18 protein-coding genes, 1 tRNA gene and 1 pseudogene are annotated in these 23,112 nt (G+C 68.1%); 6 read left to right on the top strand and 14 right to left on the bottom strand.

The window, feature by feature from the left end; all coding sequences use genetic code 11:
• Positions 1–118: 118 nt before the first annotated feature.
• The 5 genes and pseudogenes from ACEU5R_RS10030 to ACEU5R_RS10050 form a co-directional block, all read right to left on the bottom strand.
• A tRNA-Gln gene (locus ACEU5R_RS10030) sits at positions 119–195 on the bottom strand.
• Position 196: 1 nt separating this feature from the next.
• The gene (gene ispE / locus ACEU5R_RS10035; RefSeq protein ID WP_392410032.1) at positions 197–1,171 is read right to left on the bottom strand and encodes a 4-(cytidine 5'-diphospho)-2-C-methyl-D-erythritol kinase; all 975 of its coding nucleotides are present in this window, start codon (positions 1,169–1,171) and stop codon (positions 197–199) included.
• A 47-nt stretch (positions 1,172–1,218) separates the two neighbouring features.
• Entirely contained in the window at positions 1,219–2,823 is a 1,605-nt protein-coding gene (locus ACEU5R_RS10040; protein WP_103271077.1) for a methyl-accepting chemotaxis protein, read from the bottom strand.
• A 323-nt stretch (positions 2,824–3,146) separates the two neighbouring features.
• Positions 3,147–3,737 (bottom strand): lipoprotein insertase outer membrane protein LolB, encoded by a 591-nt coding sequence (gene lolB / locus ACEU5R_RS10045; protein ID WP_103271078.1) that lies wholly within the window; start codon positions 3,735–3,737, stop codon positions 3,147–3,149.
• 11 nt (positions 3,738–3,748) lie between these two features.
• Positions 3,749–5,625, bottom strand: a pseudogene (locus ACEU5R_RS10050) (tetratricopeptide repeat protein).
• Here ACEU5R_RS10050 and mutM point away from each other — a divergent pair.
• The 4 genes from mutM to ACEU5R_RS10070 all read left to right on the top strand — a co-directional run bounded on the left by mutM (position 5,624) and on the right by ACEU5R_RS10070 (position 9,760).
• Positions 5,624–6,451, top strand: coding sequence for a bifunctional DNA-formamidopyrimidine glycosylase/DNA-(apurinic or apyrimidinic site) lyase (gene mutM / locus ACEU5R_RS10055; RefSeq protein WP_392410033.1), 828 nt, complete (start codon positions 5,624–5,626; stop codon positions 6,449–6,451). The pseudogene ACEU5R_RS10050 and the gene mutM overlap by 2 nt on opposite strands.
• A 321-nt stretch (positions 6,452–6,772) precedes the next feature.
• Entirely contained in the window at positions 6,773–7,726 is a 954-nt protein-coding gene (locus ACEU5R_RS10060; protein ID WP_392410034.1) for an MBL fold metallo-hydrolase, read from the top strand.
• Between the two features lie 138 nt (positions 7,727–7,864).
• Positions 7,865–9,544, top strand: a complete 1,680-nt coding sequence (locus tag ACEU5R_RS10065; RefSeq protein ID WP_392410035.1) for an FAD-dependent oxidoreductase — start codon at positions 7,865–7,867, stop codon at positions 9,542–9,544.
• Positions 9,545–9,562: 18 nt separating this feature from the next.
• Positions 9,563–9,760 carry a DUF2783 domain-containing protein gene (locus tag ACEU5R_RS10070; protein ID WP_103276192.1) on the top strand — a complete coding sequence of 66 codons (198 nt, stop codon included), beginning with the start codon at positions 9,563–9,565 and terminating at the stop codon, positions 9,758–9,760.
• Positions 9,761–9,820: 60 nt separating this feature from the next.
• On the opposite strand, the gene ACEU5R_RS10075 is transcribed toward ACEU5R_RS10070, so the two are convergent.
• Positions 9,821–10,729: a LysR family transcriptional regulator gene (locus ACEU5R_RS10075; RefSeq protein WP_392410055.1), complete on the bottom strand. Its 909-nt coding sequence runs from the start codon at positions 10,727–10,729 to the stop codon at positions 9,821–9,823.
• 145 nt (positions 10,730–10,874) lie between these two features.
• On the opposite strand from ACEU5R_RS10075, the gene hmgA reads away from it, so the two are divergent.
• Entirely contained in the window at positions 10,875–12,173 is a 1,299-nt protein-coding gene (gene hmgA / locus ACEU5R_RS10080; protein WP_103271082.1) for a homogentisate 1,2-dioxygenase, read from the top strand.
• 117 nt (positions 12,174–12,290) lie between these two features.
• Positions 12,291–13,610, top strand: coding sequence for a fumarylacetoacetase (gene fahA, locus ACEU5R_RS10085; RefSeq protein WP_392410036.1), 1,320 nt, complete (start codon positions 12,291–12,293; stop codon positions 13,608–13,610).
• A 13-nt stretch (positions 13,611–13,623) separates the two neighbouring features.
• Here the strand turns inward: fahA and ACEU5R_RS10090 are convergent, their stop codons facing one another.
• The 8 genes from ACEU5R_RS10090 to ACEU5R_RS10125 all read right to left on the bottom strand — a co-directional run bounded on the left by ACEU5R_RS10090 (position 13,624) and on the right by ACEU5R_RS10125 (position 22,858).
• A complete protein-coding gene (locus tag ACEU5R_RS10090; RefSeq protein WP_392410056.1) occupies positions 13,624–14,538 on the bottom strand; it encodes an acyltransferase in 915 nt (304 codons plus the stop codon).
• Positions 14,539–14,729: 191 nt separating this feature from the next.
• A complete protein-coding gene (locus ACEU5R_RS10095) occupies positions 14,730–16,625 on the bottom strand; it encodes an LTA synthase family protein (protein WP_392410037.1) in 1,896 nt (631 codons plus the stop codon).
• 245 nt (positions 16,626–16,870) lie between these two features.
• Positions 16,871–17,599, bottom strand: coding sequence for a FadR/GntR family transcriptional regulator (locus ACEU5R_RS10100; RefSeq protein ID WP_392410038.1), 729 nt, complete (start codon positions 17,597–17,599; stop codon positions 16,871–16,873).
• Positions 17,600–17,689: 90 nt separating this feature from the next.
• Complete coding sequence (locus ACEU5R_RS10105; protein WP_392410039.1) at positions 17,690–18,478, bottom strand: phosphatase PAP2 family protein; 789 nt, start codon at positions 18,476–18,478, stop codon at positions 17,690–17,692.
• An 80-nt stretch (positions 18,479–18,558) separates the two neighbouring features.
• Entirely contained in the window at positions 18,559–19,884 is a 1,326-nt protein-coding gene (locus tag ACEU5R_RS10110; protein ID WP_392410040.1) for a sensor histidine kinase, read from the bottom strand.
• Positions 19,885–19,945: 61 nt separating this feature from the next.
• Positions 19,946–20,659: a response regulator transcription factor gene (locus ACEU5R_RS10115; protein ID WP_392410041.1), complete on the bottom strand. Its 714-nt coding sequence runs from the start codon at positions 20,657–20,659 to the stop codon at positions 19,946–19,948.
• Positions 20,660–20,727: 68 nt separating this feature from the next.
• Positions 20,728–22,143, bottom strand: coding sequence for an FAD-binding oxidoreductase (locus ACEU5R_RS10120; protein WP_392410057.1), 1,416 nt, complete (start codon positions 22,141–22,143; stop codon positions 20,728–20,730).
• An 85-nt stretch (positions 22,144–22,228) separates the two neighbouring features.
• The gene (locus tag ACEU5R_RS10125; RefSeq protein WP_103271089.1) at positions 22,229–22,858 is read right to left on the bottom strand and encodes a BPTD_3102 family carboxylase-like protein; all 630 of its coding nucleotides are present in this window, start codon (positions 22,856–22,858) and stop codon (positions 22,229–22,231) included.
• Positions 22,859–23,112 lie beyond the last annotated feature (254 nt).

Raw genomic sequence — 23,112 nt, forward strand, 5'->3', positions numbered from 1 at the left:
TGAGGCGGGGTGATGCGAGGTGTTGCGCTACAGCAGAACCTGACCGGAAAACAAAAAAGCTGCTGAACCGGGGCCAGTGTCTGACAGGCGTGTTCAACAGCTTTTTTATGTATTCGGCTGGCTGGGGAGGAAGGATTCGAACCTTCGCATGCCGGAATCAAAATCCGGTGCCTTAACCAGCTTGGCGACTCCCCAACTATCTTGCAATCCAATCCCGCAGTGGGTGTTCAGCTAATCCGGCGCAAGCCTGAACCAACCGAAACCGTGGATGAGCGGTTTGCTGAAAACTATTTGTTTTAACAGCGCCGCGCATTGTAGCGGTAATTTCCGTTTTCGCCAAAACGGCTTCGGAAAGTTTGGAGTATTCGGCGAACAAACACGCACCAGACCCCGACATACGAACATGTATTCCATGTTCAGTAAGCCACCGCGATACCCTGAGAACCTCAGGATAAAGACGGTAAACCACCGGCTCCAGATCATTCCTGCCAAAAAATTCGAAGCTGGCGGGCCTGGCGTTTAGACCAGATCCCGCTTCGCTTTCAGTGCAATTTTCGGTGCAGAAAGTAGGCGAAGCAAGAAAGTCCGCTATTGTGATCGAAGAAGTATCCCTTGTCAAATCCTCTGCGGAAAAAATTCCAACAGTCGGCACGCTGGCATCCGGCTGGGCCACCAGATAGGCGCGCTCGGGCAGCGCCACCGCGCTGAGATCCTCGCCCACGCCCTGGGCAAAGGCCGATTGCCCGAACACGAACACGGGCACGTCCGCGCCCAGCGGCAGCGCCAGGTCCATCAGCTCGCGCCGGCTGAGATTCGTGCCCCACAGACGATTCAGCGCGATCAGCGTGGAGGCCGCGTCGCTGGAGCCGCCGCCCAGGCCACCGCCCTGCGGGATGCGCTTTTCCAGGCTGATCTGCGCCCCCTGGCGCGTGCCGGTGGCGCGTTGCAGCGCGCGCGCGGCGCGCACCGTCAGGTCCTGGTCCTCGGGCACGCCGGGCAGGTCGGTGGCGCGGCTGATGACGCCGTCGGCGCGCGTCTCGACATGCAGCGTGTCGCAGAGGTCGATGAAGCGGAACACAGTCTGCAGCAGGTGGTAGCCGTCGGCGCGCCGCCCCACGACATGCAGGAACAGGTTGAGCTTGGCGGGCGCGGGTACGTCGTAGAGAGTCACGGGAATCGGCCGGAACGGATGCGATTCCCGGATTTTAGCCAGCGCGCTCAGGCCAGCTGCGGCGTGGCGCCGGACGCGCCCTGCAATGGCGCGGCCTGCGCCTCGATCACCTGCCCGCCGGGCAGCTTGAACACCGACACCGCGTCCGCAAGCTGGCGCGCCTGCTCCTCCAGCGCGCCGGCCGCGGCGGCGGCCTGTTCCACCAGCGCCGCGTTCTGCTGCGTCACATTGTCCATCTGCGCGACGGCGCGGTTGACCTGATCGATGCCGCTGGACTGCTCTTCGGACGCGGCCGAGATCTCGCCCATCAGGCTGGTGACGCGCTGCACGGAATCCTCGATCTCGCGCATGGTGGCGCCGGCCCGCTCGACCTGGGCCGAGCCCACGCCGACCTTCTGCGTGGAGTCCTCGATCAATTGCTTGATCTCCTTGGCCGCCGCGGCGCTGCGCTGGGCCAGCGTGCGCACCTCGCTCGCGACCACGGCGAAGCCCTTGCCCTGCTCGCCCGCGCGCGCCGCTTCCACGGCCGCGTTCAGCGCCAGGATATTGGTCTGGAAGGCAATGCCGTCGATCACGCCGACGATATCGGCGATGCGCGCCGAGCTGCCGGAAATGGCGCGCATGGTCTCGACCACGCCGGCCACCGCCTCGCCGCCACGCCGCGCGACCGCTGCCGATTCGCCCACCATGCGGTTGGCCTCGTGCGCGATGCCCGCGTTCTGCTTCACGGTGGAAGCCAGTTCCTCCATGCTGGCCGCGGTCTGCTCCAGCGACGCGGCCTGCTGTTCGGTGCGGCTGGAAAGATCGGCATTGCCCGAGGAGATTTCGCGCGCGCCCACATGGATCTCATCCACGCCGCGACGCACCGAGGACACCGTGCGGACCAAGCCGTCCTGCATGCTCTTGAGCGCCGTCAGCAAGGCGCCGATCTCGTTGCGGCCGCGATCCGCCACGCGGCGCGTGAGGTCGCCCTCGGCGATGCGCCTGAAGATCTCGCCCGCCTCCAGCAGCGGCCGCACGATCATGCGCCGGATCAGCACGTGGGCGCCGACCGCCATGACCAGCCCCACGATCAGGAAGCCCGCCAGCACGTAGACGAACAGCGACTGGAACAGCGAGATCTCTTCCATCACGCCCTGCCCTGCCTCCTCGGCGCGGCGCATGAAGGCGTCGCGCTCGTTGACCAGGATCTCCTGCGCCTGCTGCGTGGCGGGCTTGCCGTAGGCGTCGGCGTCGCCGCCCTCCAGCGCCTTGCCCAGGGACTGCAGATTGCCGCTGAAGGTGGTGTAGGCCTCGATCAGATCCGCCGAGGCGGTTTTCTCTTCGGCGCTCAGGCCGCTGGCGAATCCCTGGAAATTGCGGTCGCCGGCGGCGATGCGCTGACGCGCCAGCCGCAATGCGGTGGTGTCGCCCGGGTTGCCCTTGGCCACGCGGGCGGCGTAGCGGGTCAGGTCGGTGCGCGCCGCGACCAGCGACAGCGCGGCGGAATTGACGGCATTGACCTGCTCCGAGGACAGGCGATAAAGCTGTCCGACATCCTGATTGGTCTGCCGCAGGGCGACGAAGCCCATGCCTCCGACCAGCAACTGGAAGGTGAAGAAGGTCGCGATGATTCCCAGCAGTATCGTCGCGACGCGGGTATTCCTGAACATGGGCAATTCTCCGTAGGGGCGGCGGCTTGGTTCGACGCCGGTCTTGCGGTCCGTCCGGGCTCGTAGCCCGAACGGGCATGAGGAGAATTATTCAACTTCGACGAAATATTTCTATCAGTAACAATACTGATTTCCTTCTTTTTATTGCATCGGTGAAATCTCTTTGTCGTCCAGGACAGCCCTCATGCTGCCTTCAGACCAGCCCTTCGCAACCCTTGTCGGAGAAGGGCAAAACAGACACGCACGACAGCCAGGCGGCATGGCAAACAAAAGGCGCCCCATGGGGCGCCTTGTTCCTGGCATGCGCAGCCGCGCACGATGCGTCAGGGCTGGTTGACCACCAGCCGCACCAGGATGCGACGCCCGGGCTCCTGCCGCTCCATCACCAGCAGCATCGGCCCCTTCGTGTCATAGCGCGACAGACGCACGCGCCAGCCGCCCTGCTCGAAGCCGGCCGGACGGCCCAGTTCATCGCGCGACAACTCGCCCGGCTCGGGTTCGGCGGGCAGCTTGCCGCGCAGCCAGTCGCGCAGGCCCGCCACCGGCATGCTGCTGCCCAGCGCGTCCTCGGCCAGCGCGTCGGGGTTGTCCGCCACCAGACGGGTGCCATCGGCCTTGGTCAGGCTGGCGCTGCCGGGCTGGCCTTCGACGCGGGCCTCGGTGGAGCCCAGCGGATTGGTCAGGTCCAGCACGTAGCGGCGACCGTCGTCGGACCAGGAGAAACCGCCCTGCACGGCATTCTGCTTGCCGCTTTCCTCGTTGACCGTGATGGCGAAGCGCCCGATGCGCGAAAACGCGTCGGGCCCGATGCCCTCGATGGGCTTGGGCGTGGTGGTGCAGGCCGCCAGCGTGAACGCCAGCATGGCCATCAAGGCCCCGCGCAGCCACGCCGACGCGTCGCGCCATCGGAGCATGACAGCCGTGGTCAAAGCGCGACCCCCAGCCGCTTGATCGTGTCGAGCAGGGCGCGGTTGGTCGGGTCCTTGAGCTTGGCGCCGCGCAGCAGCTCCACCGCCTGGTCGCGCTTGCCCTGGCTCCACAGCACTTCGGCCAGGTGGGCGGCGATGTCGGCCTCGGGACGCGTGCTGTAGGCGCGGCGCAGGTATTCGGCCGCGGCGGCCTGGTCGCCCATGCGGAACTTGACCCAGCCCATGCTGTCCAGGATGAACGGATCGTTGGGCGCCAGCTCCAGCGCCTGCGTGATCAGGTCCAGCGCCTCGGGCAGCCGCTGGTTGCGGTCGGCCAGCGTGTAGCCCAGCGCGTTGTAGGCGTGGGCATGGTCCGGGTCCAGCGCGATGACCTGGCGCAGCAGGCGCTCCAGGTCGGCCACGCGGTCCTGGCGCTCGTACAGCATGGCCAGCTCGTACTTGATTTCCACCGTATCGGGCAGATCGCGGTCGGCGGCCTCCAGCACCGCCACCGCCTGACCGACGCGGTCAGCGTCGCGCAGGATCTGCGCCTTGGTCAGCACGCCCTGGGTGCGCTCTTCCTCGTCCTGCGGGCCGGCGGCGTCGATCATGGACAGGGCGTCGTCGACGCGGCCTTCCTTGGCGCGCAGCGCGGCCTGGCGCATGCGCACGGAGTAACGCAGCGTGGGATCCTCGATGCGACCGAGTTCGTTGATCGCCTCGTCATAGCGGCCCTGGTCCTCGGCGATGCGCGACAGCAGCACGTGCGCATCGGCCGCCGCCGCGCCGGCGTCGGTGGCGCCGGGCACCGTGGCCCGCTGGCGCTGGTTCTGCACGTCCAGGTACTGCTGCAACAGGGTGCGGGCCTGCTGCAGCTGGCCCGCCTTGTAGGCCAGCTGGGCCTGCATGAAGAGCAGGTCGAAGTCCTCGGGCGAGCGGCGCGACATGGCCTGCAGCTCAGCCAGCGCGGCGTTGTAATCGCCGCTGTCGGCCAACTGGCCGGCCAGCATCAGGCGCACCTTGCGCGCGTTCGGATTGCGCGCGATATAGGCGCGCGCCTCGGTCTGGGCGCGCTGCGGGTCGACCTTGAAACCGTACTCCAGCACGCGCTGGGCGGCGGGTTCGGACTTGGGATCGGCCGCCAGCGCGGCCCGCGCCTCCTGTGCCGCGCGCTCGTCGTCGCCGGCCGCGTTGGCCACGTCGGCCAGCGCCATGTGGGCGGCGGGCAGCTTGCGCACGCCGTCGCTGAAGGATTCGTCCAGGATGCGCAGGGCCAGCCTGCGGTCATTCAGGCGGCTGAGGACGGCCAGGGCCTGGCCGATGGCGGCGGGCTTGTCGCGCGAGGCGTCGATTCGGTTGCGCAGCGCCTGCGACAGGCCACGGGTCTGGCCGTTGGCCGCCGCCAGCGCCAGCTCGGTGGAACTGGCCTCGAGGTCGTTGGGCGACAGGCGCGCCCACACCCGGGCCGCGTCCAGGGCGCCGGGCAGGTTGCCGCCCGCCAGCTGGAATTCCAGCGCGCGGCGCGCCAGGCGGGGGTCGCCGGTGTCGCGCGCCAGGCCGACCATGGTGGTGGCGGCCGTGCCGTACATGCCGCGCTGGGCGGCGATCTCGGACGCGAGCACTCTATAGAAGATGTCGGCGGTCAGCGACACATAGGGCAACTGGCCGGCCCGCAGGCGGATCACTTCGGTTTCCGCCTGGCGGGTCTGGGGGGCCATGCGCGGGCCCGTCGCGTCCCGCGTCCGGCCGTCCGCCGCCTGGGCCAGCGTTGACGCCAGAGCAAGCGCCAATGCGGCGATACCGATATTCATTTGTTTGATAGACGACTTCACGCGGCCCGTCCGGTTGATGGCACAATCTTCGAACACCAATTGTTGATCTTACACTGGCTCATGCCGGAACTGCCCGAAGTCGAAACCACGCGTCGGGGAATAGACGCCGTCATCACCGGCCGCAAGCTCGCCCGGCTGGTCATCCATGAAGCCCGCATGCGCTGGCCCATTCCGCCCGATCTGCCCGGCCTGCTGGCCGGACGCGAGGTGCTGGAATGCGCGCGCCGCGGCAAGTACCTGCTGCTGCGCTTCGAGCATGGCACCCAGATCGTGCATCTGGGCATGTCGGGCTCGCTGCGCAGCGTCGCGCCGGGCGAATTCCTGCGCAAGCACGACCACGTCGAATGGATCTTCGACCAGGCGGTGCTGCGGCTGCACGACCCGCGCCGCTTCGGCGCGGTGCTGTGGCACGCAGCCGGCGACGGCCCGATCGAGGCGCATCCGCTGCTGGCCAAGCTGGGCATCGAGCCCTTCGACCCGCGCTTTGACGGCGCCTGGCTGCATCGGCATTTCCAGCGCCATGGCGCGGCCATCAAGCAGGTGCTGCTGGCCGGCGCGGCTGTCGTCGGCGTGGGCAATATCTACGCATCCGAAAGCCTGTTCCGCGCCCGCATCAACCCGAAGACGCCGGCCAACAAGCTGTCGCCCGCCCGCTGCGACCGGCTGGCCGAGTGCGTGCGCGCCACGCTGTCCGACGCCCTGACCTCGGGCGGCAGTACCTTGCGCGACTATGTGGGCGCCACCGGCGAGCCGGGCGCCTACTTCGAGATCCACGCCGCCGTCTATGAACGGGAAGGCCAGCCCTGCCGGGTCTGCGGCACTCCGATCAAACGGATCGTCCAGGGGCAGCGGGCTACCTATTACTGCCCCAAATGCCAGAAGGTGTAACCCACCCCGAAAGGTGTGCCCCCCTGAAGCGCTGCGCGCTTCCCCCAGGGGAGCGCCACCGCGGACCGATGGGCGAGTCCCACCCCGAGCGCTATGCGCTCCCCTTCAAGGGGCGCCGCCGCGGACCGGCAAAGCCGGATCCGCGCGGCCCCGGTTGGGACGGCTTGGGGGAGGGACGCGGGCTCCACCCTCGCCCGCCATGTCTTGCGGTGCGATAGAAGTTTGTGAGAGTTTGTTTATAGCAAACGTATTGCACAAACACTAACGCCGGACTATAGTCCTTCCACACCCTATTCCTATAAAACCGTGGAAGGAGCCCCCATGAGCAAGCAATTCGCCTCGCACGCCGACCTGGAAGACAAGGTCGTTTCGTTCGAAAAACTGTCCGACAACGCCTATGCCTACACCGCCGAAGGCGATCCCAATACGGGCGTGATCATCGGCGACGAGGCCGTCATGGTGGTCGACACCCAGGCCACCCCGGTCATGGCCCAGGACGTGATCCGCCGCATCCGCGAAGTGACCGACAAGCCGATCAAGTACGTGCTGCTGTCGCACTACCACGCCGTGCGCGTGTTCGGCGCGTCCGCCTACCAGGCCCAGGAAATCCTGGCCAGCCGCGACACCTATGACCTGATCGCCGAGCGCGGCGAGCAGGACAAGGCCAGCGAGATCGGCCGTTTCCCGCGCCTGTTCCGCAACGCCGAATCGATTCCGCCGGGCCTGGTCTGGCCGTCCATGACCTTCAAGGGCGAAATGACCGTCAACCTGGGCAACCTGGAAGTCCAGCTGCTGCAGGTCGGCCGTGGCCACACCAAGGGCGACACCATCGCCTGGCTGCCCGAGCAGAAGATCCTGTTCGCCGGCGATCTGGTCGAATACCAGTCCACGCCCTACTGCGGCGACGCCTATTTCCGCGACTGGCCCTCGACGCTGGACGCGCTGTCCGGCTTCAACACCGAGAAGATGGTGCCCGGCCGCGGCCCGGCCCTGAAGAACGCCGAGGAAGTCCGCAAGGGTCTGGCCGGCACCCGCGCCTTCCTGACCGACCTGTACGGCGCCGTGAACCGTGGCGTGGCCGAGGGCAAGGACCTGAAGACCATCTACCGCGAGGTCTACGACTTCATGAAGCCGCGCTACAGCGACTGGGTGATCTTCGACCACTGCATGCCGTTCGACGTGTCACGCGCCTATGACGAGGCCCAGGGCATCACGCATCCGCGCATCTGGACCGACAAGCGCGACCTGGAGATGTGGCAACAGCTGGAAGGCTGAGCCCGCGACCGCCCCGCCGGGGCGGCGCCCTCCCCGTCCGGCGCCGCCGGACCTTGCCCGCAAGACCGGCGGCCGCGCGCCCGGCAAGAAGGCCCGCGCCGCCCGATGGAAAAACAAGACCCCACACAGGAGACAACCGTGGGAGACATCGACTACCAGGCGATGGAGTTCGCCTATGAGAAGCGCGCCGAGCAGGACGCCGGCGCGCCCGCCCGGCACCCCGTGGTGGTGGTGGGCGCCGGCCCGGTCGGCCTGACCACCGCGCTGGACCTGGCCCGCCGCGGCCTGCGCGTGGTGGTGCTGGACGACGATTACCGGCTGTCGACCGGCTCGCGCGCCATCTGCTTCTCCAAGCGCACGCTGGAAATCTGGGACCGCCTGGGCGTGGGCCAGCGCATGACCGACAAGGGCGTGTCCTGGAACGTCGGCAAGGTCTTCTTCCGCGAGCAGGAAGTCTGGCGCTTCGACCTGCTGCCCGAGCCCGGCCACCGCCGCCCCGCCTTCATCAACCTGCAGCAGTACTACGCCGAGGGCTTCCTGTACGAGCAGGCCCGCGCCGAGCCGAACATCGACCTGCGCTGGAAAAACAAGGTCGCCGGCCTGGAACAGGACGCCGACGGCGTGGCCGTCAGCATCGAGACGCCCGAAGGCCCCTACACGCTGTGCGCCGACTGGCTGATCGCCTGCGACGGCGCGCGCTCGCCGGTGCGCAAGCTGATCGGCCAGGAAAGCCACGGCCGCATCTTCCGCGACCGCTTCCTGATCGCCGACGTGAAGATGAAGGCCGACTTCCCGGCAGAGCGCTGGTTCTGGTTCGACCCGCCCTTCCACCCCAACCAGTCCGTGCTGCTGCACATGCAGCCGGACAACGTCTGGCGCATCGACTTCCAGCTGGGCTGGAACGCCGATCCTGTCGAGGCGGTCAAGCCCGAGAACGTGCTGCCGCGCATCCGCGCCCTGCTCGGGCCCGACACCCAGTTCGACCTGGAATGGGTGAGCGTCTACACCTTCGCCTGCGAGCGCATGGACGCGTTCCGCCATGGTCGCGTGGTCTTCGCCGGCGACTCGGCGCACCGCGTCTCGCCCTTCGGCGCGCGCGGCGCCAACAGCGGCGTGCAGGACGCCGAGAACCTGGCCTGGAAACTCAAGCTGGTGACCGACGGCCTGGCGCCCGAAACGCTGATCGACACCTACAGCGCCGAGCGCGAGCACGCCGCCGACGAGAACATCCTGAACTCGTCCCGAGCCACCGATTTCATCACGCCCAAGAGCGAGATCAGCCGCAGCTTCCGCAACGCGGTGCTGAACCTGGCCAAGACCCATCCCTTCGCGCGCTCGCTGGTCAACAGCGGCCGCCTGTCGCTGCCCGCGACCTACGCCGATTCGCCGCTGAACACGCCGGACACGGCGGCCTTCTCCGGCCGCATGCGGCCCGGCGCCGTGGCGCTGGACGCGCCGGTGCGCGCCGGCGGCGAGCCGGGCTGGTGGCTGTCGCAGCTGGACGGCGATTTCGTGCTGGCGCTGTTCTGCCCGGATCAATTGCCCGACGCCGCCACGCTGCGCGCGCTGGCCGCGCTGCGCCTGGCGCCGGTGCCGGTCAAGACCGTGCTGGTCGCCGGCCCGGACTGCGACGCCGCCGGCGCGCCGGCCGACATCACGGTGGTGAGCGACGCCGACGGCCTGCTGGCAGCCCGCTATGACGCGCGCCCCGGCACCGCCTACCTGATCCGTCCCGACCAGCACATCGCGGCGCGCTGGCGCGCCTTCGACGGCGCCGCCGTCGCGACCGCGCTGAATCGCGCCATCGGCCGCGTCTGAGCCACCGGAGCAATGCACATGCTGATTACCGACACCAACCTGGCCTCGCCCGATGATTTCTACGAGGCGCTGATCGACACGCACCGCGACCTGAGCCTGGAGCAAAGCCAGGAACTGAACGCGGCGCTGATCCTGCTGCTGGCCAACCACCTGGGCGACATGGACGTGCTGCGCGAGGCGCTGCGGCAGGCGCGCGCCTCCGTCATGCCCGCCTGAGCACCCCCGGGACCGTTGCCGCGCCACGCGGCGACGGTCCCGTTCCATTTCGCGCGCGGACTACCGTCCCACCGCGAACGCATCCACGATCAAGCCGCGCAGCCAGAGATTGCCGCCATCGCGGTCATAGCGGCGCTGCCAGTACATATTGGTCTGCAAGGCAGGCACCTTCAACGGCGGCGTCAGGAAGCGCAGGCCGAAGGGCGGCGCCGCGCTGGCGGCCAGTTTTTCGGGCACGGTGGCCAGCAGGTTCGTCGTGCTGACGATGTACGGCACCGCCGAAAAATGCGGCACGCTGAAATGCTCGGCCATGTCCAGGCCGGCGCGCTCCATTGACTGGTTCACCTGCCCATAGGGCGCGGCGCGCGACACGATCAGGTGGCGCTCGGCGCGGAACGCCTTCAGGCCCATGCCGGCGTGCGCCGTGGGATGGGCCTGGCGGAACAGCGTGGCATAGCCCTGCCGGAACAGCATGCGCTGCATCACGCCCGCCCCCATGTCGTCGAACGCGCCGATGGCCAGGTCCACGCGCCCGGCCTCCATCTCCCGCGCCAGCTCCGCGCCCTGCATGCGCACCGAATCGATGCGCGCCTGCGGCGCGACCTGGGCGCAGACCTCGATCAGGCGAGGCATGAAATGGATCTCGCCCACGTCCGTCATGGCCACGCGGAAGCGCCGCATGCTGGCGGCCGGATCGAAGGCGTCCTGATCCTGCAAGGCCCCGGCCAGCAGCGCCAGCGCCTCGCTCACCGGCCCTGCCAGGCGCTGCGCGCGCGGCGTGGGCTGCATGCCCTGGGCGGTGCGCACGAACAGCTCGTCGCCGAACGCCTGCCGCAGGCGGCGCAAGGCATTGCTGACGGCGGGCTGGGACAGGTCCAGCCGGCGCGCGACGGAAGAGATGTTGCGGTCCTCCAGCAGATGCTGGAACAGCAGCAGCAGATTCAGGTCCACGTCGCGCAAGCCGGCCATCATGCCCCCTACTATTCACAAAATTTATAGTCCCTATTTTTACATTCCCGTAGCCCAATGGGGAGATTTTTCCGAAAATGGCGTATCGATCACGATAGTCCGGACCGCGCGGCCATGCACCGCGCGCCGCCACCAGGAGGATTCCATGGAACTGCAATACCAGACCGGCTTTGGCAACGACTGCGCCACCGAGGCGCTGCCCGGCGCCCTGCCGCAAGGCCGCAACTCGCCGCAGCAGTGCCCCTACGGCCTGTACGCCGAACAGCTGTCCGGCACCGCCTTCACCGCGCCGCGCGCCGAGAACCGCCGTTCCTGGCTGTACCGGATCCGCCCCGGCGCGCAGCACAAGCCGTTTGAGCGCCATGATGGCGCCGCAGGCTGGCTGAGCACCTTCGGCGAAGGCCCCGTCACGCCCAACCAGCTGCGCTGGAGCCCGCTGCCGATCCCGACCGCGCCCACCGACTTCCTCGACGGCGTGAAGACCTTCGGCGGCAACGGCGGCCCCGACGAGCAAGGCGGCGTGGGCATCCACCTGTACGCGGCCAACCGAAGCATGAAGGGCCGCTATTTCTACAACGCCGACGGCGAGCTGATGCTGGTGCCGCAACAAGGCCGCCTGCGCCTTGCCACCGAGCTGGGCCTGATCGACCTGGAACCGCTGGAGATCGCGGTCATCCCGCGCGGCGTGCGCTTCCGCGTCGAGCTGCTCGACGACACTGCGCGCGGCTACATGCTGGAGAACTTCGGCGCGGCGCTGCGCCTGCCGGAACTGGGCCCGATCGGCTCGAACTGCCTGGCCAACTCGCGCGACTTCAAAACGCCCGTGGCCTGGTATGAAGACGTGGAAGGCGACTTCGAGCTGATCGCCAAGTTCACCGGCGGCTTCTGGCGCGCGTCCATCGGCCATTCGCCGCTGGACGTGGTGGCCTGGCACGGCACGCACGCGCCCTACAAGTACGACCTGCGCAACTTCAACACCATCGGCTCGATCAGCTACGACCATCCCGATCCGTCGATCTTCACGGTGCTGACCGCCCCGTCCGACACCCCGGGCACGGCCAACATGGACTTCGCCATCTTCCCGCCGCGCATCCTGGCGATGGAAAACACCTTCCGTCCGCCCTGGTTCCACCGCAATATCGCCAGCGAATTCATGGGCCTGATCCAGGGCGTGTACGATGCCAAGGCCGACGGCTTCGCGCCCGGCGGCGCCAGCCTGCACAACTGCATGAGCGGCCACGGCCCGGACGCCGAAACCTTTGAAAAAGCCTCGCACGCCGACACCAGCGCCGCGCATTACATCCGCGACACCATGGCCTTCATGTTCGAGACGCGCCGCGTGATCCGCCCGACCGCCCAGGCCCTGGCCTCGGTAGAATTGCAGGGCGACTACTACCGCTGCTGGCAGGACATCAAGAAGCACTTCGATTCGAGCAAGGCGTAACGCGCAGGCACCGCCTCGCGCGCCCGCGGCGATGAGCGCAAGCTCATCGCCGTTTGGCTTTTGGATTTTCCGCCGCCCGGCCCCACCCATAACCACATCGCAAGAGACATCCCGACCATGAGCACGACGATCAACGAAACCCACGACCCGTCCCTGAAGAGCTGGATCGCCAGCGCCAACAGCGCGACCACGGATTTCCCGGTGCAGAACCTGCCCTACGCGTCGTTCCGCCGCAAGGGCTCGCAGGAAGCCTTCCGCCCCGGCGTCGCGATCGGCGACCAGATCCTGGACCTGGCCGCGCTGGCCGCCCAAAAACCCTTCGAGGACAAGGCCGCCGAAGCGCTGGCCGCCTGCACGGGCGACAGCCTGAACGCGCTGATGGCGCTGGGCCAGCCGCACTGGAGCGCGCTGCGCCTGGCGCTGTCGCGCGTCCTGCGCGAAGGCGCCGCGCTGCGCGCGACCATCGAGCCGCTGCTGGTGGCCCAGGCCGACGCCGAGTACGCCACGCCCGCCCGCATCGGCGACTACACCGACTTCTATATCTCGCTGCACCACGCCACCGCCGTGGGCAAGCAGTTCCGTCCCGACAATCCCCTGTTGCCGAACTACAAGTGGGTGCCCATCGGCTATCACGGGCGCGCCTCCAGCATCGGCGTGGACCAGAAGTTCGCGCGCCCGGTCGGCCAGACCCGCCCGCTGAACGAAGGCGAGGCGCCGCAATTCGGCCCCTGCTCGCGCCTGGACTATGAACTGGAACTGGGCATCTTCGTCGGTACCGGCAACGCCCAGGGCGACCGCATCGCGCTGGCCGACGCCGAATCGCATGTGTTCGGCCTGTGCATCCTGAACGACTGGTCGGCGCGCGACATCCAGGCCTGGGAATACCAGCCGCTGGGCCCCTTCCTGGCCAAGAACTTCGCCTCGACGATCTCGCCGTGGATCGTGACCATGGAAGCGCTGGAGCCGTTCCGCACGCAGTGGAACCGCGCCGCGTCCGACCCGCAGCCCATGCCCTACCTGTCCTCGGACGCGAACCGCGCCAAGGGCGCCTTCGACGTGCGCATGCAGGTGCTGCTGACCACCGAGAAGTCGCGCGCCGAAAAGCAGGCGCCAGCGCCGCTGTCGGCCAGCAACTTCCGCGACGCCTACTGGAACGTGGCGCAGCTGATCACGCACCACACGGTCAACGGCTGCAACCTGCAACCGGGCGACATGCTGGGCACCGGCACGCTGTCCGGCCCGCTGCCCGCCGAGGCCGGCTCGCTGCTGGAGCTGACCCAGGGCGGCAAGACGCCGATCGAGCTGCCGTGGGGCGAGAAGCGCACCTTCCTGCAGGACGGCGACCAGATCCTCATGCGCGCCGAATGCGTGAAGGCAGGCTATCCGCGCATCGGCTTCGGCGAGAGCGCGGGCACGGTGCTGCCGGCGCGCGCGTAAGCGGCGCGGGCCATCAGGATCGAGGCGTGACGGCGTCCCGCGCCGTCAATGCCTCGATTTCCTCGTCCTTGGCCTGCCACTGCTGGCCCAGCCAGTGGTGGAATTCCGCGCGGAAGGCCTTGTCGCGACTATAGTCGGCTTCGCAGAATGCCTGCGGCACGGGCAGCTGGCGCATGCGCACCCGCACCGCGCCCGCGCGGCCACAAGCCAGGTCCCAGAAGCTGGGCGCTCCATACGGATAGGCGATGGTGACGTCGATCATCGAACGGAAGCGCGCGCCCATGGCGTTGAGCGCCACCGCCATCCCGCCTGCCTTGGGCTTGAGCAGATGGCGGTACGGCGCTCCCTGGGCATCGCGCTTGGCCTCTGAAAACCGGGTGCCTTCGGCGAAGATCATCACGCTGGTCGGCACCAGCGAGAACTTCTCGCACGCGCGCCGGGCGGCTTCCTGGTCCTGCCGTCCCAGGGCCGGATTGCGGCGCAGATCGGCCTTGCCGTGGCGCTTCATGAACGGGAAATCCAGCGCCCACCACGCCAGCCCTATCACCGGCACGTAGATGAGCTGCTGCTTGAGAAAAAACTTCAGCAGCGGAATGCGCCGGTTCAACGTGGCTTGCAGCACGAAGATGTCCACCCAGGACTGGTGATTGCAATTGACCAGATACCAGTCCGCGTAGCGCAGGCCGGTATTGCCCTGCACGTCCCAGGGCTCGCGCTGGATGCGCTCGAACCAGCAGCTGTGGCAGCTGACCCAGGCCGTGGCGATGCCGTTGAGCAGCGGATCGATGCGCCGTCGGACCGCCGCGAAAGGCAGCAGCAGCTTCAGCAGGGCCAGGGGAAACAGCAGCAGGCACCAGAACAGCGTGCTGGCGACCAGCAACAGCGTGCTGATCGCGCCGGTCAGCCATGCCAGGCGGCCGCGCGGCACCGGCCAGGGGCGATGCCGCCGCGCGGCCGGCCGGGATGCGGATGCCTCGGAGGCTTCGGGCGCATCCGCGGCGCGGGCGGGCGCCGGATCGGGAAGAGGATCAGGAAAAGTCATGAGCGCCAGTGTGCGAGGGTGCGCCCGCGGCCGGCTTGCGCAGAATCAAGCCGGTCTCAGGCGCCATCGGGGGGAAATCAAGGCAGACGGTATTTTTCCTCGCGGTAGACCCAGTTGGCCCATAGCGCGTGCGCCAGCGCCTCCTTGGACAGGGCCTCGTCCACCGGCTCCACCGGTTCATAGGTCTCGTCCTGTCCGACCGGGGCGGCGCGATACCTGAATTCGCGCGGCGCCTTGGCCGGCTCCAGCACCAGCAGCTTGTCACCCTGCAGATAGCCGAAGTTGTCGGCGTACTGCATCAGCGCGCGGTTCGGATCGCGCTGCGTCAGGTCGGCGCCCAGCATGGGATTGACGTTGTCCAGCCCGATCAGCGACAGCAGCGTGGGACCCATGTCGATCTGGCTGACCAGCCGCTCGTCCTGGCGCGGCGCGATGCCAGCGCCCAGGATCAGCGCGGGAATCTGGAAATGCCTCACCGGCACGGGAATGGAGCCGTAGACGCGCGAATCATGGTCGGCGATCACCAGGAACACGGTGTTGTTCCAGTACGGCGCCTGGCGCGCCTTGTCGAAGAACTGCCCCAGCGCCCAGTCGGCGTAGCGCACGGTGTTGTCCACGCTGGCGGGATCGCCCACCGGCTGGATGCGACCGGCGGGGTATTCCCACGGCGAATGGTTGCTGACCGAGAAGGCCAGCGTGAACACCGGCTTGTCGCCGTCCGCGCGCAGCAGCCGATCGACCTGATTGAACATGTCCTCGTCGGACGCGCCCCAGGATCCCTCGAACACCGGATTCACGAACTTGGGACGGTCCACCACCTCGTTGAAACCATTGCCCAGGAAGAAGGCGCGCATATTGTCGAAGTGCGCCTCGCCGCCATACACGAAGCGCGACTGGTAGCCATGCTTGCCCAGCACCTGCGCCAGCGTGAAGAAGCCGGTCTGCGAGCGCGGCAGCTTCACCACCGCGTCGGCCACGCTGGGCAGGAAGCCCGCGGTCACGGCCTCGATGCCGCGCACCGAGCGCGTGCCGGTGGCATAGGCCCGGTGGAACATCCAGCCTTCCTTGCCCAGCCGGTCGATGTTGGGCGTGAGGTCGCGCCCGCCCAGGCTGCCGACATACTGCGCGCCCAGGCTTTCCTGCAGGATGATGACCAGATTGAGCGGCTTGTCGCGGCGCACGCTGGCCTTCTGCTCGTGCAGGCTGGGATAGCGCGGATCCAGCGGCGGGCCTTCCATGCCGGCCTTGGCTCGCACGATGGCGTTCATCTCGTCCACCGCCATCTTCGGGTACATGGCCGCCGACGAACGCTCGTCGCGCATGCGGTACGCGGCGTCGAACACGCTGTACAGCGAATTGAGCGCCAGCGCGTTCATCAACGAATCCGAGCTGTAGGCCACCTTGGCCGGGTTGATGGGGCGATGCTCCAGCGTGCCGCGCGCGCCCAGCACCACCAGCGCCAGGATCAGCAGCGAGGCCAGCGGCCGCTTCCACCAGGACATGAATGGATCGCGCACCCGCGTCGGGAACAGCCTGACCGACAGCCAGGCCGCCACCAGCAACACGACCAGCGCGGCCAGCAGCACGCCCTTGTAGCCCTGCCACAGCATGGCCCCGACTTCCTTCGGGTTCAGCAGATAGATGAAGTACAGGCGGTTCGGGCGCGTGTCGTATTCGGCGATGAACTGCGGCGTGGAAACTTCCAGCAACACGTACAGCATCCACCAGACGCGGAACCACCAGGCGGTCGCGCGCGCGGCCCAGGCGCGGTGGCCGAACCACGGCGAGAACACCGCGGGCAGCGCGATCACCATGGACAGCAGGCACACATCGATGCGCAGCCCGCCAACCAGCAGCGGGGCCAGGCCGCCGGCGGCCTGCACGCGGTCCCATTGCCAGAAAGCCAGGCCCAGGCGGCTGAGCGTCAGCAACGCCAGCACCGCCAGGATGAATCTCAGGGTCAGGCGGCGCATCAGGCGGCCCTCCGGGTCGCGATCGAGGTCCGAGCGGAACCGTCCGCGCCGCTGTATCTGATAGGCAAAGCCATGCCGTCCCGCCGTAGGGAAATGAAAACGGGCCAAGCGTAACGCAATCCGGCTTCAGCCGTTGGCGAGCGTCGCCACGGGCCTCACAGCCCTGGCCGTGGCCCCTGAGTTGTACGACATCGTATTGGCTCTAATGACCCACCGCAAGATCGGGATGGCGCTCTTTCGACGTTCTATTGCGCGCGGCGCAGGCGCTCGCGGCTGTTGCCGAGGTGCGTGCGCATGGCGGCCCGGGCGGCTTCGGCGTCCTGGCGCAGGATCGCGCCGTAGATATCCTCGTGTTCCCGCTGCACGCGCGCCAGGTAGACGGCCCGACCTTCCTGGGCGAAACGGGCGGAATTGATGCGGGTGCGCGGAATGATGGCCGAGCCCAGGTGAGACATGAGATCGGCGAAATAGCGATTCTCGGTGGCCTGGGCGATCAGCAAGTGAAACTGAAAATCGGGCGTGATGGTGTCGCCGTCGCCGTCCAGCGCCTGCTGGAAGGCATCCAGCGCCTGCCGCATGGCGTCGAGCTGCGCCGGGCTGCGCCGCGCCGCGGCCAGGCCGGCGGCCTCGCTTTCCAGGCAGATGCGCAGTTCCAGCAGCACCATCACATCGCGCGACGTGGCGATGTCGGCCGGATCGATGCGGAAATCATCGCCGCCGCTCGGCTCCAGCGCATAGGTGCCCACGCCGTGATGGGTTTCGACCAGGCCCGAGGCCTGCAAGCGCGACAGCGCTTCACGCACCACCGTGCGGCTGACGCCGAATTGCCGCATCAGCTCGGATTCGGTGGGCAGTTTCTCGCCAGGCCGGATCTGGCCGCCGCGAATGCGTTCGGAAAAGATCTCGACCAGGCCCTGGGCCAGATTGCGTGGCCGACGCGGCAGCGGGGCGGGGATATCGGCGGGTGCATTCATCCGGAGGAGTCTGCCTGCGGTGGCTCGCGATGAGAAGTCCCGGCGATTATACGGTGCCGGAAATCATGCGATGACGATCAGGCCGACCGCCTAGGTGCCCGCTTTTTCGCGCCGGTCGGCCACCATGCCGGCATACCGCCGGCCCTGCCCCGAGGCCCCCACCAGACGGCCGCGCCCGGCGATCAGCGGATAGAACACCACCGCCCCCAGGAACCACAGCAGGGCCGCCGACCACACGGTCTGGCTCAGGAAGTGCGCGCCTTGCAGTACGCGGACTGCGGAAAACCCCAGGCCCGCGCCCAACCCCAGGGCCAGCCCGCCCCAACGCCAGGCCGGCCGCCCCATCGCCCAGCCGGCGAAATACAGGCTCAGCATGGCATAGCCCGCGCCGGCGTGCCCGCTGGGCAATGCACCGCCCGCCCGGGCTCGCACCCAGGTCCACCAATGCAGCGGATACGGCGTATAGCCGCCCAGCGTCTCCAGGTCGTAGGGGCGCGGCAGTGTCGTGTAGTGCTTGAGCTGGCTCACCGCCAGCTGGCCCAGCAGGCAGGTCGCCGCCACGGCCAGGGCGACCCCGCGCGCCGGCTTCCAGGCCGGCACCCTGGAGGCGACCAGCGCCACGCCCACCGCGCCCAGGCCCACGCCGATGGGCAGGGCCAGCACCATGCGGTGGCCGATCAGCTCCAGCCAGCGCGAGGTATGCAGGGGGAAATCGTCGATCGCCGGGTCGAACAGGGTACGGGCGATCGTCATGTCCAGCCCGGACGCATTGATCCACCACGCCAGGCAGGCCAGCAGCGCCGGCACGCCCAGCACATGCGTCAGCAGATAGGCCGTCCTGGACGGCCCGCGCGGCTCGGGCGTGGGAAGAGTGGACATGACAGAATTGCGGCAAGGCGCAAGATGGACTCAACGGCGCAGTGTAGACAGGCCACAGTCGAAGAAACGTGAAATCCGCGTCACACCCGTGCCGATTCGTCCTTGAAGCGGAGCAAGAAGCAGGTGCCACGAGCCGGCCCCGTCCTGGACGACTCCACCGTCAGCGTCCAGCCCTGCATGTCGCAGACACGCTTGGCGATCGCCAGGCCCAGTCCATGGGCGGTTTCGTCCCGTCCCAGGCCGCCGGCGTCCCGCAGCCGACCACTGAAATAGCGGCGGAAGAGGAAAGGCAGGTCGGCCTCGTCTATGCCCTTGCCGTCGTCGCGCAGCGCCAGCGCGCCATCCTCGGTCAGACTGGCCATCAGCGTGGCCGGCGCGGCATGCTCGATGGCATTGCGCACCAGATTGCGCAGCACGGTCAGCAAGGCATAGCGATCCAGGATCAATACATGGCCTTCGGGGATCCGGTTGTCCAGCCACAGGTCCGCCAGGTCGGCCTGCGCCTCATGGCCGCGCCAGGCATCGGCCATGCACTGCGCCAGATCCACGGGTTCGGGCGGTCGAAGCTGATCGCGCGCCATGGCGCGGGCGCTTTCCAGACAGACGACCACGTCGTCGACGTTGTCCACGATGCGCGCCAGGCGCTGCCGCTGGTCGGGCGTCAGGACCTGCGTCAGCAGCATCAGCTCGCTGTCGGAACGAATGGCGGCCAGGGGCGTGCGGACCTCGTGGCTCAGGTTGCCGGCGAACTCGCGCTCGCGCGCGATCGACCTGTCCACTTGGTTCTGCATGCGGTTGAACGCTTCGATCAGCCTGCCCGCCTCGTCGTCACGCGTCACGGCCAGGTCCGGAGATCCGGGCGCCCAGGTCGACAGCCGGTCGGTCAGGTCGAGCAGCGGCCCGGCCGCGACGGCGGCCACCCGCCTTGACAGCGCATAGGCGCCGACCACGCAGATCGCCCCCACGCCCAGCACGATCAGGCCGAAATCATGCACCCGCTCCTCGTTTTCGGTCGCATCGTAGAGCAGGTAGACCTTGCCGCCGCCGGTGTCTGCCACCATCACATGCCAGGTATAGGGCCCTGGCTCGATCAGGTGCATGCCATTTTCCAGGCCCAGGAGTTCCTTGGGAATGCCGGCCGGCGGCTGGCCGTCCGATTGAAGCCAGGCGCGCATGGAGCCGCCCAGCACGCGCGGTCCGCGCCGAGGCAGGAATTCGTCGCTGACGCGCGCATGCTGCACCAGCCGGTCCATCTCGGTATTGAGAATGTCGTTGACCAGATCGTCTTCCATCTGGTCGAACGTCAGGTAGGCCAGCAAGGCCAGGGCCGTCACAAACAGCGCGACCGTGCCGGTCAAGGCCCACACCACTCGCTGGGTCAGCGTGCCGCTGCCGCCCCTGCTCATCGCCGATCCTCCGGCAACGGCTGCCCGGCGATCGGCGCCCGGCCTACGCCGCCAGCGGCGTTCACGCGTCTTCTCCCGGCAGAACCAGGCGCCAGCCCGTTCCGTGCATGGTCTGGATGCCGTCGAAGCCCGCATCCGCCAGCGCGCGGCGCAGCAGATGCACCTGGCTGCGCAGGGCATCCGAGGACGGCGGTTCGCCGCCCCACAGCGCGGATTCCAGTTCCTCGCGCGAGACCACCCGGCCCGGATCGCGCAACAACACTTCCATGATGACGGCCGCCTTGCGGGTCAGGTGCACCGGCACGCCGCCAACGGACACCTCGCGGCTGCGCGTGTCGTACCGCAAGGTCCCGAACTCCCGCAGCGTGTTCACGGTGTTGCCCCGGGCGCGCTGGATCAGCGCCAGCAGGCGCGCCTCGACCTCGAGCAGCGCGAAGGGCTTGGTCAGGTAGTCGTCGGCGCCATGCGAAAAACCGGCCAGCTTATCCTCCAGGCTGTCGCGCGCCGTCAGCACCAGCACCGGCACGGCCTGGCGCAGTTCGGTCCGCAGGGTGTGCAGCACCGCGTTGCCGTCCATGCCGGGCAGGCCGATATCCAGGATGACCGCGTCGAAACGCTGCTCGCCCAGGCGCTTGAGCGCGGCCGGCCCGCTGTAAGCGGCATCGGGCAGAAAGCCGCGCGCCTCCAGAAAGGTGTACAGGTTGCCTGCGATGATGCTGTCGTCCTCGACGATCAGCACCCGATGGTTCGCCCCCGCTGCGGGACCTGCCGCCATGCTGTCCTCCTGGTCAATTGCGCCGGAACATCCGGCCTTGGAGTTTGAATTTTCCCGACCGCCCGGCCCTAGTCCTGCAGGACCTTACCCGGGTTCATCAGGCCTTGCGGATCCAGGGCGCGCTTGATGCGGCGCATCAGCCCAAGTTCGATCGCGCTCTTGTAGCGCGGCAGTTCGTCGCGCTTGAGCTGTCCCACCCCATGCTCGGCGCTGATGGAGCCCGCATGCGCGTGGACGCTGTCATGCACCACGCCATAGATCTCGCCCTGCAGCGCCAGCAGCTCGGCCTCGGTCTGCCCGGCCGCATTGGCCACGTTGTAATGCAGATTGCCGTCGCCCAGATGGCCGAAGATCACGTGCCTCACGCCGGGAAAGCGCGCCTGCAGCAGCGCGTTGGTCTTGTCCACAAAGCCGGCGATGGCGGAAATCGGGATCGAGACATCGTGCTTGACGGATTTGCCCAGCTCGGCCTCGGCCAGCGGGATGCTCTCGCGCAGATGCCAGAGCGCCTTGCTCTGGGCCACGTTGGCGGCGATGGCCGCGTCGCTGACCAGTCCATCCTCGATGGCCGCTCCCAGCACCGCCTCGAAACGCTCGCGTGCATGCTGCTCGCTTTCGCTATCGGACAGCTCCAGCAGCGCGAACCAGGGCGCGGCGGCGGAATCCCCTTCGAAAGGCAGGCGCTGCTGCGGAAACAATCGCACCACGGCCTGCAGGCAGGCGCCGCTCATCAGTTCGAAGCCGGTCAGCGACGCGCCGAAGCCGGCGCGGGCGCGCGACAGCAGTTCCACCGCGTCATCGATGCCGCTCAGCGTGAGCAGCGCCGTGCAGGATGCCTCCGGGCGCGGATACAGCTTCAGCGTTGCGGCGGTGATGATGCCCAATGTGCCTTCGCTGCCGATATACAGATCGCGCAGGTCGTAGCCGGTATTGTCCTTGCGCAGGCCGCGCAGGCCGTTCCAGACCTCGCCGTCGGCGGTGACGACCTCCAGCCCCAGCGCGAGATCCCGCGTATTGCCGTAGCGCAGCACTTGCGTGCCGCCGGCGTTCGTGGCCAGGTTGCCGCCGATGGTGCAGCTGCCCTCGGCCGCGAGACTGAGCGGAAACAACCTGCCCGCCTCCGCCGCCGCTTCCTGGACGGCCTGCAGCACGCAGCCGGCCTCGACGGTGATGGTGTCGTTGTCGGTATCCAGCGCCCTCACGCGGTTCAGCCTGGCGGTGGACAGCACGACCGCCGAGCCCGATGCGTCAGGCGTGGCGCCACCGCACAGGCCGGTGTTGCCGCCCTGGGGCACCACCGGAACGCCGTGACGCAGGCACAGCCGGACCACGCCAGCCACTTCATCCGTGCTGCCGGGGCGTACCGCCGCCAGCGCCGCGCCGCGATAGCGGCGGCGCCAGTCCTGCACATAGCCGTCGGCATCGGCGCCGGTCAGCACGTGGGAGGGTCCAAGCAGGGACTGCAGTTCGCTGAGCAGGGTCATGGGGCGCCGCGCAAGGTCGAGCGCCTGGCACGGGTCCAGACGCGGTTCGGAAGACATGCGGATATTGTAGGGGCGCGCCCGACGTCTAGCCTACCGCCTGATCCAGCCGCGTGCCGGTCAGACCCGAGCAGAAAGCCCGCGAAGCGATGAGATTCATCAGGAACCCCCTGTCCACCGCGACCGGGCCGGGCATTTCCGACAAGGCCCGATAGGCGCGCCGCAGGGCGTCTCCGCGCGTCACCCCACACACCAGCAGGCGTGTGCACGGCGCATGGCGGTCCCCGCCACCGTCGATGCGCAGTTCGAGCGCATGCGCGGCGACAGGTTCGCAATCGGCCACCGCCGCGCCCGACAGGGGCGTGGCCTGGGCGCACAGCACCCGGAACACGCCGCTGCGGTCATCCAGCGAAAACGCCACGGTGCCCATGCCCTGCCAGCCACGGTCGCGCGCCACACTGGCGGCCACCGCCCGCAGCGCGCTTTCCATCGACGCGGGCAGGTGCGGCGCCGGACATTCGGCGATCAACACGCGCGCCTCGCGCCAGACGCTGCGCTCCCAGGCACGGCCCGTCAGGGGGTCGCCGCCCGGCGGCACCACGACATGGATGTCCAGCCTGCGCTCGCGTCCGGCCGCGGGTCCGGCGTGGTCCGTGGGCGGTCCGCGCCGGTTCCTGGCGCCGCCCGAAGATATGACTGTGGAAACTTTTGCAGCCATAGGCCCCTCCCGGTCTTTCTGCTTGCATGGCAAGCGTATCACCTTCGGATGACGGGCATCGGCGGCGGCGCCCGCGGCGCAGTCCGACGGCGCTGTCGGCCGAAGGAGGAAAAAGGACTGAATCCAACACTCTTGCGTCGATCTCCAGGCCCCGGCCTGCTGTGAACGCAGCGGGCATGCCGCCCCCCAGAATTGCGCGATAATCCCTTTTTTACACACCATATTGATTTTGCGGCATCGAAGCCAGGGATTTC

The sequence above is a fragment of the Achromobacter sp. 413638 genome (assembly GCF_043119405.1).
Classification (GTDB): domain Bacteria; phylum Pseudomonadota; class Gammaproteobacteria; order Burkholderiales; family Burkholderiaceae_B; genus Achromobacter.